The organism is Achromobacter aegrifaciens, assembly GCF_902859735.1.
Taxonomy (GTDB): domain Bacteria; phylum Pseudomonadota; class Gammaproteobacteria; order Burkholderiales; family Burkholderiaceae_B; genus Achromobacter; species Achromobacter aegrifaciens.
Map to the genome: position 1 here is coordinate 934,538 of NZ_CADIJY010000001.1, position 15,673 is coordinate 950,210.

Consider the following 15,673-nt stretch of genomic DNA (forward strand, 5'->3'; position numbering starts at 1 on the left):
GGCGGAGCAAAGGAACGCTGTAGGGATCCGCGGACGCGTCAGAGGATGCGTTTGCGGACCTGGGTGATGATGATTTCGGCCACCACGACCACGGCGAAGATGGCAGCCAGTACCAACGCCACGCGGTCCCACTGGAACAGGTTCAGAGCCGTGTCCAGCGCCATGCCGATGCCGCCGGCGCCCACCAGGCCAAGTACCGCCGATTCGCGCACGTTGATGTCCCAGCGCAGCAGCACGATGGACCAGAAGGCGGGGCGGATCTGCGGCCAGTAGGCGTACCAGATCACGGATGCCTTGCTGGCGCCGGTGGCGGTGACGGCCTCGATCGGGCCGCGCTGCGCTTCCTCGATGGCTTCGCCCACCAGCTTGCCGACGAAGCCGATGGAGCGGAACGCAATGGCCAGCGTGCCGGCCAGCGCGCCGGGCCCGAAGATGGCGATGAACAGCAGCGCCCACACCAGCGAATTGACCGAACGGCTGGACACCAGGATCAGCCTGGCCAGCATGTTGACGGTCTTGCTGGGCGTGAGGTTGTTGGCCGCCAGCAGGCCCACCGGCACCGCCATCACCACGGACAGGATGGTGCCCAGCGTGGCGATGTGCAGCGTTTCGATCAGCGCGCCGTGCACGCCTTCCGGGTAGTAGGCCCAGTCTATCGGCCACATGCGCTGGAACAGATCGGCCATCTGCTCGGGCGCGTCGTACAGGAACTCCGGAATGATCTCGACGCCGCGGATCGCCTGCACGATGGCCGCGACCACCAGCAGGTAGAGCGCGAAGCGCAGCAGGCGCTGGCCCATGCTGTAGCGTTGCCAGACGCGCGGCGAACCCGGTGGATTGAAGGTGGATGCGTGGGCGTTCATTCGTCCACCTCCGCACGGCGCTTGACCGGAGTTGCGCCGCTGCCGATGCCGCGCGCTCCCGCGAAGCGGCCTTGCAGGATGCGTTCGAATCCCAGGTTGTCCAGGAACACGGCGCGCACGAAGCCGGCCAGGATTTCACCCAGCATGATGATGGCGATCAGGGTCAGCAGGATGGCGCTGACGAAATCGTAGTCAAAGCGCTGGAACGCCGAGAACAGCGTGCCGCCCACGCCGCCCGCGCCCACGATCCCCACCATGGTGGAGTTGCGCAGGTTGGAGTCGAACTGGTAGGTGGCAAAGCCGATGAAGCGGGCGAATACCTGCGGCAGCACGCCGAAGATGATGACGTTGGCGAACGAGGCGCCCGTGGCGCGCACGGCTTCCACCTGCTTTAACGAAATCTCTTCGATGGCCTCGGTGAACAGCTTGCCGATGAAGCCGACCGAGGCGACCGTCAGCGCCAGGATGCCGGCCAGCGCGCCAAAGCCCACGGCTTTGACGAACAGGATGGCGACGATGACGGGGTGCAGCGCGCGGCACAGGGCCACGATGGCGCGGGCGGGCCACGATACCCAGGTGGGCATCATGTTGCGCGCGCCCAGCAAACCGATGGGCAGCGCGATGATGATGCCAAGCACCGAGGCCAGCACCGCGATCTCCAGGCTTTCCGCGATGCCCTTCCACAAGGTGGCGGGCTTTTCGAAGTTGGGCGGAAACATGCGCGCCAGGAACGTCGACGCGTGCCCCATGCCGGTTTCGAAGCGCGCCCAGCTGAAGTCCAGCTGCGCGCCCGCATACAGCGTGTAGGCCAGCAGCAGCAGCACGCCGGCCTTGGCGCGCCCGGACATGGCGAAGGGGCGGGCGCCCTTGGGTGGGATCATTCCAGCCAAGACTCGCCTCCGTAGATGGTCTTGAGCATGGCGGCGTCCAGCCCCTGGCCGTCGCCGTCATAGACCACATGGCCGCCGGACATGCCGACGATGCGCGTGGCGTAGCGGCGGGCGAGTTCGACGTCGTGGATGTTGACGATAACGGGAATGCCCGTGGCGCTGCCCTGTTCGGACAGCAGTTCCATGATCTCGACGGAGGTCTTGGGGTCGAGCGAGGACGTGGGCTCGTCGGCCAGCAGCAGCTGCGGGCGCTGCATCAGCGCGCGGGCAATGCCCACGCGCTGGCGCTGGCCACCCGACAGCGCATCGGCGCGCTGGTCGGCGAAACCCGCCAGGCCCACGGTGTCCAGCAGCTTGTAGGCGTGCTGGATGTCCTCGGGCTCGAAGCGGCGCATCCAGGCCTTCACGGCGGAGGTGTAGCCCAGCCGTCCGGTCAGGAGGTTTTCCATGACCGTCAGCCGTTCGACCAGGTTGTATTCCTGGAACACCATGCCGATGCGGCGGCGCGCGCGGCGCAACGACGCGCCGCGCACGCGGGCCAGGTCCACGGACCCGTCCTTCGACTGCAGCACGATCTCGCCCTTGGTGGGTTCGATCAGCCGGTTGATGCAACGCAGTAGCGTGCTTTTACCGGTGCCCGAGGGGCCGATGATGGCTGTAAGCCCCTGTCCCGCGATCTGCAGGTCGATGCCGTTGAGTACCGGCCGGCCGGCCCGGTATTCCTTCACCAGGCCGGAAATGCGTAGCGACGTCGTCATACGGAATTACTTCTTGCTCTTGGCGGATTCGCGGTCGTAGGCAGCGCGGTTGAAACTCTCGCCGCCGGATTCGGCGACCTGGCGCACGATGGCCCAGTCCTTCTCGTAGGTCACCGGGTAGAAGCGGTCGGCGCCGTCGAAGGCCTTGGACATTTCCGCGGGGAAGCGGTAGTCGTAGAAGCACTTGAGCATCTGGTCGCGGAACTTGGGCTCCAGGTCATGCGCGTAGGCGAACGACGAGGTCGGGAATTTCTCGCTCTTGTAGATCACGCGGAAGTCGGCTTCCTTGACCTGGCCGCGCTCGACCATGCGCTTGAACACGTCCGAGGCCACGGCAGCGGCGTCGTAGTCGCCGGAGTTCACGCCCATGACGGACTGGTCGTGCTTGCCGGAGAAGATGACCTTGTAGTCCTTGTCGGGAGTCAGGCCTTCCTTGGGGAACAGCGCGACCGGCGCCATGTGGCCCGAGTTCGACGAGGGGGCGGTGTGCGCGAGCTTCTTGCCCTTCAGGTCGGTCAGCTTCTGGTAGGGGCTGTCCTTCTTGACGATGACGATCAGGTTGTAGCCCTGGAAGCCGTCGGCATAGCCCTTGACCGCGAAGGGCACGGCGCCCGCGATGTTCACGGCGAAGGCGGTGGGGCCGGTCGAGAAGCCGCCCACGTGCAGGCGGCCCGAGCGCATGGCCTCGATTTCCGCGGCATTGCTCTGCACCTGATAGAACACCACGCGCTTGCCCGTGCATTCGGACAGGTGCTTGGTGAAGGGCTTGAAGATGTCTTCGTAGACCGCCGGGTCTTCCACCGGGGTGTAGGTGAACACCAGGGTGGACGGGGTCTTCAGCTTGGCCGGATCGGTGGGCGTGTCGGCCACCAGGTCCTTGTTGGCGTCGCAGTACATCTGGTCCAGGTCGCCGCGGTTGGTGCAGGCGTCGGCGGCTTGCGCGGCGGACGTGCCCAGGGCGAAGGCGGCCAGCGTGGCCGCTTGAAGCAGGCGCAGAGCTTGCATCTTGTGTCTCCTCTTTCTTTGTTTGTGTGACGTGTCACTTAATTCAACCTGAATTCAAACATGGAAGAGGAGGGGACGCACTCGGGAAAGTCCCTGTGTTTCTTTTCGGCTTTTGTTCGCTTTGTTCGATTTATGTTCGTTTTTGCGCGAAATTCGCCGTTTGGCTCAGCTCCGGTAACCGAGCTTGCGCGAGATTTCCTGCGCGCAGGCCAGCAGCGGCCGGGCGATGGCGCCGTCCCAGGCCACATCGAACAGTCCCGTGGGGCCCAGGCTGGTCAGGGCCAGGGCGATATTGCCGGTGTTGTCGAAGACCGGCACCGACAGCGCGTCCACGCCTGGCAGCGGGTTGCCCAGGGCGCGCGCCATGCCGTGCACGCGGATGTCGGCCAGTTGCGCCTCGATGTTGGCGCGGGACGCCTTGCGCGGCGGCGGCATGCTGGCGATGACGGCCGTGTCGCCTTCCTCGCGCGCGATGTAGTGCTCGCTGACCTTGGGCGGCAGCCAGGCCGCGAACACCAGGCCAGTGGCCGTGTGCAGCATGGACATCACCGTGCCCTTGCGCATGTTCACGTGGACCGGGTAGCTGGCTTCGGTCATGTGGATCATGGTGGGGCCGTGCGAACCGAGCACGGCAATGCCCAGCGTGTGGCCGATTTCCGATTGCAGCTTGGCGATTTCCGGCATGGCGACGCGCACGGGGTCCAGGCGCTGCAGGCTGACCAAGCCCATCTGCAGAGCGAAGGGGCCCAGTTCGTACTGGCCGGTGATGGCGTCCTGCTGCACCAGGCCGACGCGGATGAAGCTGACCAGGTAGGGGTGCGCCTTGGCCGAGGTCATGCCGGCGCCCGCGGCCAGGTCGCGCAGGGTCAGGGGCTTGCCGGCGTCGACCAGGGCGGCCAGCAGCGGCACGCCCACCTCGATCGACTGGATGCTGCGGCGGCCGTCGTTGGCGGCCGGAGAGGAAGCGGAAGGGGATGTCGCCACGGTATGCGGACCTCAGGCCGGCTGTGCTTGGGGGGACCGCGCGGCCAGCAGCCGGTCGGCCATTTCCACGAAGCCCGCGCCGCCATGGTAGGCGGCGACGAAGGCGGGGCGGTGCGTCAGGCGGTGCAGCTGGGCCTGGATGTTGGCCACGCCGACCGAAATCGGGAAGTAGGCGAACATGGGTTCGTCGTTGGGCGAGTCGCCGATGAACAGGGTGCTGTCCAGGGCGCCGGCCACGTCCGCGCCGAACTCGCGCTGGAACATGGTGCGCGTCATGGTGAGTTTGTCGTAGTCGCCGAACCAGCCGTTGACGTGGATGGAGCTGACCTTGGCCTGGGCGCCGGCTTCCTCGAAGATCTGGACAATCCGGGTGATCGCTGTATCGGGCAGGGCGGGCACGTCCTCGCAGAAATCGATGGCCAGGTCGGCCACGCGGTAGTCCTGGTCGCTGGCCACGGCGGCGCCGGGCACTTCGGCCAGGACGCGGTCGCGGATGGCGTCCAGCTTCCGGCGGCTGGCCTGGCGCGAGGCGGCGTCGGTCCAGTAGTGGGTGGTCATGCGGCGGGCCTGGCGGTCATAGGCGTAATAGAAGGCGCCGTTTTCGCCGACCACGGCGCGCACCGGCCACATGCGGGCGATGTGGTCGCACCAGCCGGCGGGGCGGCCGGTAATGGGCACGACCTGGATGCCGGCCTGTTCCAGGCGCTCCAGCGCCGCATAGGCGTCCGCCGGCAGGCGGCCCTCGGTGGTCAGCGTGTCGTCGATGTCGGTCAGCACGACGCGGACGGCCGCCGCGACGGTCAAAGGCATGGCCGCAAGGGCTTGCATGTGGGGTTTCCTTGGCTCGGTTTTTTAGGGGTGGTCTCCGGGCGAAAGTTTACCGGACACCCCCGGCCGGCGGGGCTGGCAGGGCCGGATAGGGGTTCCGCCTCCAGGGGCGGTAAAATCCGGGCTTTCCCGCCTGGTTTACGTGCCCGCCATGTCCGTCCAGTTGTCCCCTTTGCCCGGCTCCGAGCCGGAATCCTTCGGCATCGCCTCTGTTGCCGAAATCATCGCCGAGCTGCGCGCCGGCCGCATCGTCATCCTGGTTGACGAAGAAGACCGTGAAAACGAGGGCGACCTGGTCATGGCCGCCGAATTCGTCACGCCCGAAGCCATCAACTTCATGGTGACGCACGGCCGCGGCCTGGTGTGCCTGACCTTGACCGAAGAGCGCTGCCGCCAACTGGACCTGCCCCTGATGGCGGCCCGCAACGGCACGCGCTACGGCACCAACTTCACCCAGTCGATCGAGGCCGCCGAAGGCGTCGAGACCGGCATTTCGGCCGCCGACCGCGCCCGCACCATCCAGGTGGCGGTGGCGCGCGACGCCAAGCCCGCGGACCTGGTCCAGCCCGGCCACATCTTCCCGGTGCGCGCCGTGCCCGGTGGCGTGCTGGTCCGTGCCGGCCACACCGAGGCGGGCTGCGACCTGACCGCCATGGCCGGCCTGACGCCCGCCGCCGTGATCTGTGAAATCCTCAAGCCGGACGGCACCATGGCCCGCCTGCCGGACCTGGTGCAGTTCGCCCGCGAACACGGCCTGAAGATCGGCACCATCGCCGACCTGATCCAGTACCGTAGCGAACACGAATCCATCGTCAAGCGCGTGGGCAAGCGCACCATGCAGACCGCCTGGGGCGAATTCGAGGCCGTGGCCTATGAAGACGCCGCCACCGGCTCCGCCCATTTGGCGCTGGTGCATGGTAACGTGACTCCCGACGCCGAGACGCTGGTGCGCGTGCACGAGCCGGCCTCCGTGCTGGACGTGCTGGACACCGGCGCCAGCCCGCACAGCTGGGGCGTGGCGCAGGCCTTGCAGGCCATCGCGGCCTCGCCCGCCGGCGTGCTGGTGCTGATGAACTGCCAGTCGTCCACGGAACACCTGTTTGGCCAGATCGCCGGCTGGAACGACTCCAAGGCCCAGGCCAACCCCGGCAACGCGGACCGCTACGGCCTGCGTACCTACGGGATTGGCGCCCAGATTCTGCGTGACCTGAACGTAGGCCAGATGAAGCTGCTGGCCCGGCCGCGCAAGATGCCCAGCATGGCGGGCTTCTCGCTCACCATTACGGGTTACGATTGCGACCCTCCGAATACTCCCGCAACACACTGAAGGCCGACCTATGAACCCTTACATCCTTACCCCCGACCTGAACGGCGAAGGGCTGCACATCGGCATCGTACGCGCCCGCTTCAATGAAGAAATCGGCCAGGCCGAACTCGAAGCGTGCCTGAAGGAACTGGCCGAACTGGGCGTGGACGAGCGCGACGTGATGGTCGCCACCGTTCCCGGCGCCCTGGAACTGGGCGTGGCCCTGTCCCATATGGCCGAAACGTTTGAATTCGACGCCCTGATCGCGCTGGGCGCGGTCATCCGCGGCGAGACCTATCACTTTGAAGTGGTCAGCAATGAAATGGCCACTGCAATCACCCGTATTTCCCTGGAAACCGGCATCCCCGTCGCCAACGGCGTGCTGACCGTCGACACCGACGAGCAGGCGCAGGCGCGCGCGGCCGGCAAGGGCCGCGATTGCGCCCAGGTGGCCGTTGAAATGGCCAACCTGGTGGCGGCCCTGGAACCCGAGGAAGAAGACGAAGACGACGAAGACGAGGACGAAGATTTTGACGACGAAGAAGACGACGACCAGCGCTGATAGCGCGGCGCAGGCCCGCGCCAACGCGCGCAGCGCGCGCCGCCGCGCACGCGAATTCGCCCTGCAGGGCGTGTACGCGTGGCTGCTGCGCGGCGGCGAAGGCACGCAGGACGCCGGCGAGATCGACGCCCATCTGCGCGACACCGAGGATTTTTCCGAGGCCGACGCGCAGTGGTTCAAGACCTTGCTGCATGGCGTGCTGCGCGAAGCGCCAGCGCTGCGTGAGCGTTTCACGCCCTACGTCGACCGTCCGCTGGCCGAACTGTCGCCTGTCGAGCATGGCATCCTGCTGATCGGCAGCTTCGAACTGATTCATCACGTCGAAGTGCCGTACAAGGTCGCCATCAATGAAGCCGTCGAACTGGCCAAGTCGTTCGGCGGCACCGATGGCTTCAAGTTCGTCAACGGCGTGCTCGACAAGCTGGCGGCCGACGTCCGCGCCCACGAAGTCAACAAGAGGTAGCTTCCTCTCCCCCCCGAAGCGCTGCGCGCTTCCCCCCCAGGGGGGCGCCGCTGCGGACCGGCAGAGCCGGATCCGCGCGGCCCGGATTTGGGGGGCACCTGTTTCTTGCCGCGTGAGGAGTGGGTTGGGGTTTCTTCCTGGTTGTGCGGGGCGCCGCATGATTTGTGGGGGCGGCAAGCCCCCGTAGGTTTCAATGCCGGCCTGCCGTGCCGGACTGCGGAGTTGCCTTGGCGTCCGAATTTGATCTGATCGCGCGCTATTTCACCCGCGCGGCCCCTGCCGGCCTGCTGGGCGTGGGCGATGATTGCGCCCTGTTCCCGGTCCCGCCCGGCGAACAGGTGGCCACCAGCACGGACCTGCTGCTGGAAGGCCGCCATTTCTTTCCCGATGTGGATCCGCAAGCGCTGGGGCATAAGGCCCTGGCGGTGAACCTTTCCGACCTTGCTGCAATGGGCGCACGCCCCATCGGCTGCGTGCTGGGCCTGGCCTTGCCGCGGCTGGACGAGCCCTGGCTTGCGGCTTTTGCCGCAGGCTTCCATGCGCTGGCTGCGGCTCACGGTTGCCCGCTGATCGGCGGCGATACGACGCGCAGCGCGCATGACCTTGCCATCAGCGTCACTGTGTTCGGCGCCGTGCCGGCCGGGCAGGCCTTGCGCCGCGATGGCGCCCGGGCTGGCGACGACATTTGGGTGTCCGGCGAGCTGGGGGCGGCCGACGTGGCCTACCGCCTGCTGGACGGGCAATACCCCTCTGACGCGGCGCTGCTGGCGGCGACGCGCGGCGCGCTGGAATGGCCTGAGCCTCAGGTCGCGCTGGGCCTGGCCTTGCGCGGCATCGCCCATGCCGCCATCGACATTTCCGACGGACTGCTGCAGGACCTGGGTCATATCCTGGCTGCCAGCAGCGTGGGTGCCATGTTGCATTACGCCGCGATGCCTGTGTCGCCCGCCCTGGCTGGCTTGCAAGAAGCGCCGCTGCGCCGCGCGGTGCTGGGCGGCGGCGACGTCTACCAGCTATGCTTCACCGCGCCCGCCTCCCGGCGCGAGGCCGTGCTTGCGGCGGCGGCTGCGGCCGGCGCGCGCGTGACCCGCGTGGGGCAGATCCAGGCGCAGCCGGGCCTGTCCGTGCTGGACGGCCAGGGCCAGCCTCTCGCCGAGCTGCCGGCCGGTTTCGATCACTTTCCCGCGGCCTGATCCGCCGCGTCCCAACCCGCATACCCATGCCGTCGACCGACAACCGTCCCACCTCCATGCGCGACCGAGCCCGGACCGCATACCCGCCGCTGTCCTGGGTCTGCCGCGATCCGGGCCGGCTCATCGCCTTTGGCTTTGGCAGCGGCCTGATCCGGCCGGCCTCCGGTACCTGGGGCACGCTGCTGGCCTGGGCGATCTGGGTCGCCGCCGCGCCCGCAGCCTCGGATTGGGCGATCGGCGCATTCCTGGCGCTGGCTTTTTTGTATGGCTGCTGGGCCTGCCATCGCGTCGGGCGTGAACTCCAGCAGTCGGATCATGTCGGAATGGTCTGGGACGAGATGGTGGCGTTCTGGCTGGTGCTCTGGCTGACGCCCGCGGGCTGGTTGCCGCAGGCGCTGGCGTTCGTGCTGTTCCGCACGTTCGACATCGTCAAGCCGCCTCCCATCAAGTTCTTTGACGCCCATATCAAAGGCGGTTTCGGCGTGATGTGGGACGATATCGTGGCGGCCGGATACGCCCTGCTGGTCATGGCGCTGGTCGTGCGCACAGGAGTCTTGGGATGAGCGGACAACAAGAAAGCACCCGGCCCAATCTGTCGGCCGAACAACTGGCGCAAGCCACTTCGCTGGCGCTGGTTGAACGGCTGGGCGAAACGCTGCGGCGCAAGGGCTGGATGCTGGGCACGGCCGAATCCTGCACCGGAGGCCTCCTGGCCGGCGCGATGACGGCGGTGGCCGGTTCCAGCGACTGGTTCGAGCGCGGCTTCGTGACCTACAGCAACGAGGCCAAGGTTGCTGAACTGGACGTATCGCCCGACGCCTTGCACCACTTCGGCGCCGTCAGTGAACCGGTGGCGCTGGAGATGGCCAACGGCGTGCTGCTGGCGTCTCCCGCCGCGCATGTGGCGGTGTCCACGACCGGCATCGCCGGGCCGGGCGGCGCGACGCCGGGCAAGCCGGTGGGCATGGTGTGCTTCGGCTTTGCGCAACGTTCGGGCGAAGGCATCAGCAGTCGCGCCGTCACGCACGTGTTCCCCGGCGACCGTGCGCAGGTGCGCCAGGCGGCGGTGGACTACGCGCTGCGCGGGTTGCTGGAATTGTTGGGCGCGCCGGTCAACCGGCGCTGAGAAACGGATTGCGCGGCAGGGGGCTGCCGGCCCCCATGCCCCGGATCAGCGCACTGCGTTGATCGCGTCGCGCAGGCCCTTGGCCGCCGTGCCGGCGGCCTCGCGCCAGTCGTCGCCGCCGCTGGCGTAGATGATGGCGCGGGACGAGTTGATCATCATGCCGCTGCGGGCCGCGTTGGCGCCGGCGTTCACGGTGGCGGTGATGTCGCCGCCCTGGGCGCCGATACCTGGCACCAGCAGGGGCACCGCGTCGCCGATGCGTGCGCGCACCGCGGCCAGCTCATTCGGGAAGGTCGCGCCCACCACCAGGCCGCACTGGCCATTGGCGTTCCACTTGTCGGCGACCAGGCCTGCGACGTGCAGGTACAGCGGCTCGCCATTGTCCATCTTCAGGAATTGCAGGTCCGAACCGCCGGGGTTGGAGGTGCGGCACAGCACGATCACGCCGCGGTCGCGCCACGCCAGATAGGGCTCGACCGAGTCCAGGCCCATGTAGGGGCTGACCGTCAGCGCGTGCGCCTGGTAGCGTTCGTAGGCTTCGCGGGCGTAGTTCTCGGCGGTGGAGCCGATGTCGCCGCGCTTGGCGTCCAGCACGATGGGCAGGTCAGGGTGTTTTTCGCGGATGTGCTGGCACAGCGCTTCCAGCTGGTCTTCGGCGCGATGGGCGGCGAAGTAGGCGATCTGCGGCTTGAAGCTGCAGGCATAGGGCGCGGTGGCGTCCACGATGTCGCGGCAGAACTGGAAGATGGCGTCGGGCTTGTCCTGCAGTTCGCGGGGGAAGCGCTGCGGGTCGGGATCCAGCCCGACTTGCAGGAGCGAGTTGCTGGTGGTCCAGGCGTGTTCGAGTTTTTGCAGGAAATTCATGGGAGTTCAGTGCAGTTTGACCCGCGGGCGCGTGCGCCGCATGAGCAGGCGGGCCAGGGCAAGGGAGGCGGTACGCGAGATGCCGAGCACCGCTTTGTGGTGCATCAGGTGCAGGCTCATGTACATCAGGCGTGCCAGTGTACCGCTTACGAACAGTCCTCGTCCGGCCAGCTTGCCCATCAGGCTGCCGACGCCAGCGTCCTGGCCCAGCGACACCAGCGAGCCATGGTCCTCGTAGACATAGGGCGTGGTGGGCTCGGGCGTATGGCGCAGGCGCGCGGTGAGTTTCTTGGCCAGATAGTCGGCCTGCTGGTGCGCGGCTTGCGCGCGGGCCGGCACGCTGCGGCCGTCGCGCCACGGCGCGGCGCAGCAGTCGCCCAGCGCCAGGATGTGCGGATCGGCGGTTTCCAGCCGTTCGTTCACCTCCACCTGGCCCACCCTGTTCAGCGGCAGGTCCAGGCCGGCCAGCAGGGCCGGGCCCTGGATGCCTGCCGCCCACATGCAGAGCTGGGCCGGGAACTCGCGGCCGTCGGCCGTCTTGACGCTGTCGGCGGTGACTTCCGAGACCCGGCAGGACGCTTCCACCCGGATGCCCAGTTCCGTCAGGCGGTTGGTGGCCGCGACCGAGATCTTCTCGGGTAGGGCCGACAGGATGCGCGGGGCGCCTTCCACCAGGGTGATGGCCAGATCGCGTTCGGCGCGGAAATTCGGCAGGCCGTAGGCGCTGACCACGTGGCTGGCCTCGACCAGCTCCACGGCCAGCTCGACGCCGGTGGCCCCGCCACCCACGATCACCAGATCCAGGCGGGCCGAGGGATTGCGCACCTTGGCCTGATCCACCAGGGCCATGGCCTTGAGCATGGTCAGGCGGAACTGCTCCGCGTTTTCGGTGGAATCCAGCGTGACCGCATGTTCGGCCGCGCCGGGCGTATTGAAGAAGTTGGACGTGCTGCCCAGAGCCAGGACCAGCGTGTCGTAGGCGAGCTCGCGGCGTGGCAGGACTTCCTGGCCTTGCGCGTCGTTCACCGCGTCCACGGTGATGCGGCGCTGCTCGCGGTCGATGTGTTCCAGGCGGCCCTGCGCGAACGAAAACCCGTTCATGTGGGCCAGCATCAGGTAGGACAGGCCTTCCTGGTGGATGTCCAGCGTGCCGGCGGCCGCTTCGTGCAGCGAGGGCTTCCAGATATGGAAGGGGCGGCTGTCGACCAGCGTGATGTGCTGCCGGCCATGTACGCGGCCCAGCTTGGCCGCCAATTCCAGGCCGCCGGCGCCGCCGCCGACGATGACAATGCGCTCAGAGGAGTCGGGCGTCGATCTAGGCATCATGGCTTCCAGTATAAATAGCGGCGCATCTCCCGGGAGATGACTAGCGGTGTCAATGCATGACGAAACGGCTGATGGCCACGCCTACCCAGACTGTCCCGGCGAAGATCAGCAGCAGCATCACGGCGGCGCTGCCCAGGTCCTTGGCCCGCCCCAGGAGCGGGTGCGATTCGACGGAAAGCGCGTCGGCCAGCGCCTCGATGGCGGAATTCAGCAGCTCCGCCGCCAGCACCATGATGACCGTGCCCACCAGGAAAAACACTTCAACCGTCGTGCGGCCAAGGAAGAACGCGGCCGGGATCATCAGGACGGCCAGCGCCAGCTCCTGGCGGAAAGCCGCCTCGTATTTGATCGCGGCCTGCAGACCCTGCAGGGAGTAGCGCAGCGCATTCAGGATGCGGCGCAGGCCCCCGGTGCTTTTGTAGGGCGAATGATGCGGATTCTGTGACATGGGTGCGGAAAATGGGCTGGGTGTGGCGGCTTTTTAACAGATATGCATTGCCCGCGAAGCCATCGCACGCATCTTTGGGCAAACCCTAATTGTGACGTATCCGGCGCGGGCGCAAGATTTGGTCAATTGGTAAGGCCACTTTACCTTTTGGCCTGAATTTCCGACTGACGCCACCGTAGTCCATGCCCATTCAGACCATCGAACCCCGCCGCCTGTATCGCCAGATCGCCGACCAGCTGCGCCTGCTGATCGAGTCGGGCGAGTTCCCCGTCGGCGCGCGTCTGCCGCCCGAGCGCGATCTGGCGCTCAAGCTCGGCGTGTCCCGCCCTTCGGTGCGCGAGGCGCTGATCGCGCTGGAGGTCGAAGGCTGGGTGGAAGTCCGCATGGGTTCGGGCGTGTATGTGCAAAGCCTGGCCGGCGGACCGCGCGCCAGCTTGACGGCAGAGAGCCCTCTGGAAACCATACGGGCCCGCCAGGTGATCGAGGGCGAGCTGGCCGCGCAGGCCGCGTTGCGCAACACGCCCGCGCTGGTGGATGGGCTGGCCGAAGCCGTCGGCACCATGGAAGACGAGGCGCTGGCCGGCAACGTGCCGATCCGCGGAGACCGCCTGTTCCATCTGCGCGTGGCCGAGATGGCGAACAACGCCGTGCTGGTGCGCGTGGTGAGCGAACTGTTCGACGAGCGCCACAATCCGCTGTCCGTGAAGCTGGGCGACTACTTCGAGAATCCGTCCAGCTGGGCTGCCGCCATCGCTGAGCACCGCAAGGTGATCGACGCCATCCGCGCTGGCGACGACCGCGGCGCGCGCGCCGCCATGCACCACCATCTGGCCTGCTCGCACGACCGTCTTACCGCAAGCTGGCCCGGCGCGGACGCGTCCGGTCAGCTCTTGGATAGCCGGGAGCAGACGGAATCATGAGCATCGCACGCAGATGCCCGATGTTCGGAACGCCAAGGAGCAAGTCGCCATGACGCTGGCCTGTCGCATCCACGGGGCGCGCGACTTGCGCCTGGAACCGGACGAAGTCGCGCCGCTGGCGCCGCACGAGGTGGAGCTGAGGCTGGGCGCCGCGGGCATCTGCGGATCCGACCTGCACTATTTCCTGCATGGCCGCGTGGGGGCCTTCGTCATCCGCGAACCCCTCATCCCCGGTCATGAGGCGTCGGGCGTCGTGCTGCGCACGGGCGATGCCGTGCGGTCGGTGGCGCCGGGCATGAAGGTCGCCATCAATCCTTCCCATCCTTGCGGCGGCTGCGATTACTGCCGCGCCGGCCGCGACAATCTTTGCCGCAACATGCGCTTTCTCGGCAGCGCCAGCATCTATCCGCACGTGCAAGGCATGTTCCGCGAGCGCTTCGTCATGGGCGAACGCCAACTCACGCCGGTGCCGGAAGCAGACGTTACGCTGGGCGAGATCGCCTGTGCCGAGCCGCTGTCCATCGGCCTGCATGGCGTCAACCGGGCGGGTCCCATGATGGGCAAGCGCGTGCTGGTGACGGGCGGCGGCACCATAGGTTGCATGACCGTGCTCGCTGCCAGGCTGGCGGGCGCGGCCCACGTGACCGTGGCGGACGTGGCCGACCGGCCGCTGGACATGGCGCGCCAGGTCGGCGCCGACCTGGCCGTGCGCAGCGACCAGCTCGCGCCCGCCGATCTGACCGATATCGCCGACATCAGCATCGAGGCCGCCGGCAGCCCGGCGGCGCTGGCGACCTGCCTGACGGCGACGCGGCGCGGCGGCCGCATCGTGCAAGTGGGAACGTTGCCCGCCGAGGGCATTGCGTTTCCGGCCAACAACATCATGGCGCGGGAGCTCGACTACGTCGGCGCGTTCCGCGCGGGCGTGGAGTTCGATTGGGCCGTGTCCTACCTGCGTACGCGCAAGGTGGACGTGCGGCCCCTGATGAGCGCGCAGTTGCCGTTGTCGCAGGCGTTCGAGGCCTTCGAGCTGGCGGCGGATCGCAGTCGCAGTACCAAGGTGCAACTTGTAGTTGAAGCGTGACCCCGCTGGCGGCTCACCATGGGCCGCCACGCCGGGCATTCAAAAAACAACGAGGAGACGACATGAACCTAGGCAACGCCGTCAAGGCGCTGGTTGCCGCCCTGGCGCTCGCCGCCAGCGGCAGCGTAGTGGCGCAAACCAAGCTCAAGTGGGCCCACGTGTACGAAACATCCGAACCCTTCCATACCGCCTCCGTCTGGGCGGCGCAGGAAATCGGCAAGCGCACCAACGGCCGTTACCAGATCGACGTATACCCGGCCTCGCAGCTGGGCAAGGAAAACGACATCAACCAGGGCCTGACCCTCGGTACGGTGGACATGATCATCTCCGGCTCCAGCTTCGCGGCCAAGAGCTTTCCCCGTATCGGCGTCACCTACTACCCCTACATCTTCCGCAATCCCGAGCACCTGATCGCCTACACGAAGAGCGATATCTACAAGGAACTCACGCGCGGCTACGACGAGAAAAGCGGCAACCACATCGTCGCCACCACCTACTACGGCACGCGCCAGACCACGTCCAACCGACCATTCACCAAGTGTTCCGAAATGAAGGGCCTGAAGATCCGCGTGCCTGACGTGGCCGCCTATCTGGCCATGCCGCGCGCCTGCGGGGCCAACACCGCGCCGATCGCCTTCGCCGAGGTCTACCTGGCTTTGCAGAACGGCACCGTTGAGGCGCAGGAGAACCCGCTCACCACCATCGAGGCCAAGAAGTTCTACGAAGTGCAGAAGAACATCATCCTCACCGGCCATATCGTCGATCACCTGAACACGGTGATCTCGGGCAAGCTGTGGAAGAGCCTGTCCGACGAAGACAAGAAGATCTTTGCCGAAGTGGCGCAGCAGGCGGCCGAGAAGGCTTCCGCCGAGGTCGCCGAAAGCGAGAAGAAGATGGTCGAGGTGTTTCGCAAGCGCGGCCTGAACGTGGCGGAGGTGAACGTCCAGGACTTCCGCGACACCGTGCTGGAGAAAGTGCCGTTCAAGCAGTACGGCTACGAAAAATCGGATTGGGAACGGATCCAGGCCGTGAAGTAAGCGCGCCCGGGGCCGC

The 15,673-nt window shown here is 67.1% G+C and carries 18 protein-coding genes; 9 read left to right on the forward strand and 9 right to left on the reverse strand.

The window, feature by feature from the left end:
• Nucleotides 1–38 precede the first annotated feature (38 nt).
• The 6 genes from phnE (HV766_RS04190) to HV766_RS04215 all read right to left on the reverse strand — a co-directional run bounded on the left by phnE (HV766_RS04190) (nt 39) and on the right by HV766_RS04215 (nt 5,328).
• Nucleotides 39–863 carry a phosphonate ABC transporter, permease protein PhnE gene (gene phnE, locus HV766_RS04190; protein WP_119449618.1) on the reverse strand — a complete coding sequence of 275 codons (825 nt, stop codon included), beginning with the start codon at nt 861–863 and terminating at the stop codon, nt 39–41.
• Nucleotides 860–1,744 (reverse strand): phosphonate ABC transporter, permease protein PhnE, encoded by an 885-nt coding sequence (gene phnE / locus HV766_RS04195; RefSeq protein WP_054451934.1) that lies wholly within the window; start codon nt 1,742–1,744, stop codon nt 860–862. Before phnE (HV766_RS04195) ends, phnE (HV766_RS04190) begins: the two co-directional genes overlap by 4 nt.
• Nucleotides 1,741–2,511 carry a phosphonate ABC transporter ATP-binding protein gene (gene phnC, locus HV766_RS04200; protein ID WP_054451933.1) on the reverse strand — a complete coding sequence of 257 codons (771 nt, stop codon included), beginning with the start codon at nt 2,509–2,511 and terminating at the stop codon, nt 1,741–1,743. Before phnC ends, phnE (HV766_RS04195) begins: the two co-directional genes overlap by 4 nt.
• A gap of 6 nt (nt 2,512–2,517) precedes the next feature.
• The gene (gene phnD / locus HV766_RS04205) at nt 2,518–3,516 is read right to left on the reverse strand and encodes a phosphate/phosphite/phosphonate ABC transporter substrate-binding protein (protein WP_054451932.1); all 999 of its coding nucleotides are present in this window, start codon (nt 3,514–3,516) and stop codon (nt 2,518–2,520) included.
• Between the two features lie 165 nt (nt 3,517–3,681).
• Nucleotides 3,682–4,500, reverse strand: a complete 819-nt coding sequence (locus HV766_RS04210; protein ID WP_054451931.1) for an IclR family transcriptional regulator — start codon at nt 4,498–4,500, stop codon at nt 3,682–3,684.
• A gap of 12 nt (nt 4,501–4,512) precedes the next feature.
• Entirely contained in the window at nt 4,513–5,328 is an 816-nt protein-coding gene (locus HV766_RS04215) for an HAD-IIB family hydrolase (RefSeq protein WP_054451930.1), read from the reverse strand.
• A 151-nt stretch (nt 5,329–5,479) separates the two neighbouring features.
• Between HV766_RS04215 and ribBA the strand changes: the two genes are divergently transcribed.
• The 6 genes from ribBA to HV766_RS04245 all read left to right on the forward strand — a co-directional run bounded on the left by ribBA (nt 5,480) and on the right by HV766_RS04245 (nt 9,978).
• Complete coding sequence (gene ribBA, locus HV766_RS04220; protein ID WP_054451929.1) at nt 5,480–6,655, forward strand: bifunctional 3,4-dihydroxy-2-butanone-4-phosphate synthase/GTP cyclohydrolase II; 1,176 nt, start codon at nt 5,480–5,482, stop codon at nt 6,653–6,655.
• A gap of 10 nt (nt 6,656–6,665) precedes the next feature.
• Nucleotides 6,666–7,196, forward strand: coding sequence for a 6,7-dimethyl-8-ribityllumazine synthase (gene ribH, locus HV766_RS04225; RefSeq protein ID WP_006391339.1), 531 nt, complete (start codon nt 6,666–6,668; stop codon nt 7,194–7,196).
• Nucleotides 7,165–7,659 (forward strand): transcription antitermination factor NusB, encoded by a 495-nt coding sequence (gene nusB / locus HV766_RS04230; protein WP_054451928.1) that lies wholly within the window; start codon nt 7,165–7,167, stop codon nt 7,657–7,659. The genes ribH and nusB overlap by 32 nt, the downstream gene beginning before the upstream one ends.
• Nucleotides 7,660–7,886: 227 nt before the next feature.
• The gene (thiL, locus tag HV766_RS04235) at nt 7,887–8,852 is read left to right on the forward strand and encodes a thiamine-phosphate kinase (RefSeq protein WP_119451993.1); all 966 of its coding nucleotides are present in this window, start codon (nt 7,887–7,889) and stop codon (nt 8,850–8,852) included.
• Nucleotides 8,853–8,908: 56 nt separating this feature from the next.
• The gene (locus tag HV766_RS04240) at nt 8,909–9,415 is read left to right on the forward strand and encodes a phosphatidylglycerophosphatase A family protein (RefSeq protein WP_054452311.1); all 507 of its coding nucleotides are present in this window, start codon (nt 8,909–8,911) and stop codon (nt 9,413–9,415) included.
• Nucleotides 9,412–9,978, forward strand: coding sequence for a CinA family protein (locus HV766_RS04245; RefSeq protein ID WP_054451926.1), 567 nt, complete (start codon nt 9,412–9,414; stop codon nt 9,976–9,978). The genes HV766_RS04240 and HV766_RS04245 overlap by 4 nt, the downstream gene beginning before the upstream one ends.
• A gap of 45 nt (nt 9,979–10,023) precedes the next feature.
• Here HV766_RS04245 and pyrF read toward each other — a convergent pair whose 3' ends face one another.
• The 3 genes from pyrF to HV766_RS04260 are packed head-to-tail and all read right to left on the reverse strand — an operon-like array spanning nt 10,024 to nt 12,616.
• Entirely contained in the window at nt 10,024–10,842 is an 819-nt protein-coding gene (gene pyrF / locus HV766_RS04250; RefSeq protein WP_054451925.1) for an orotidine-5'-phosphate decarboxylase, read from the reverse strand.
• A 6-nt stretch (nt 10,843–10,848) separates the two neighbouring features.
• Nucleotides 10,849–12,168 (reverse strand): NAD(P)/FAD-dependent oxidoreductase, encoded by a 1,320-nt coding sequence (locus HV766_RS04255; RefSeq protein WP_054451924.1) that lies wholly within the window; start codon nt 12,166–12,168, stop codon nt 10,849–10,851.
• 49 nt (nt 12,169–12,217) lie between these two features.
• Entirely contained in the window at nt 12,218–12,616 is a 399-nt protein-coding gene (locus HV766_RS04260) for a diacylglycerol kinase (protein WP_054451923.1), read from the reverse strand.
• Nucleotides 12,617–12,798: 182 nt separating this feature from the next.
• On the opposite strand from HV766_RS04260, the gene HV766_RS04265 reads away from it, so the two are divergent.
• The 3 genes from HV766_RS04265 (at nt 12,799) to HV766_RS04275 (ending at nt 15,657) form a co-directional block, all read left to right on the forward strand.
• On the forward strand, nt 12,799–13,536 hold the full coding sequence (locus HV766_RS04265) for a FadR/GntR family transcriptional regulator (RefSeq protein WP_175160383.1): 738 nt from the start codon (nt 12,799–12,801) through the stop codon (nt 13,534–13,536).
• 13 nt (nt 13,537–13,549) lie between these two features.
• On the forward strand, nt 13,550–14,620 hold the full coding sequence (locus HV766_RS04270; protein ID WP_342357251.1) for an L-idonate 5-dehydrogenase: 1,071 nt from the start codon (nt 13,550–13,552) through the stop codon (nt 14,618–14,620).
• Nucleotides 14,621–14,682: 62 nt separating this feature from the next.
• Entirely contained in the window at nt 14,683–15,657 is a 975-nt protein-coding gene (locus tag HV766_RS04275) for a sialic acid TRAP transporter substrate-binding protein SiaP (protein ID WP_054451920.1), read from the forward strand.
• Nucleotides 15,658–15,673 lie beyond the last annotated feature (16 nt).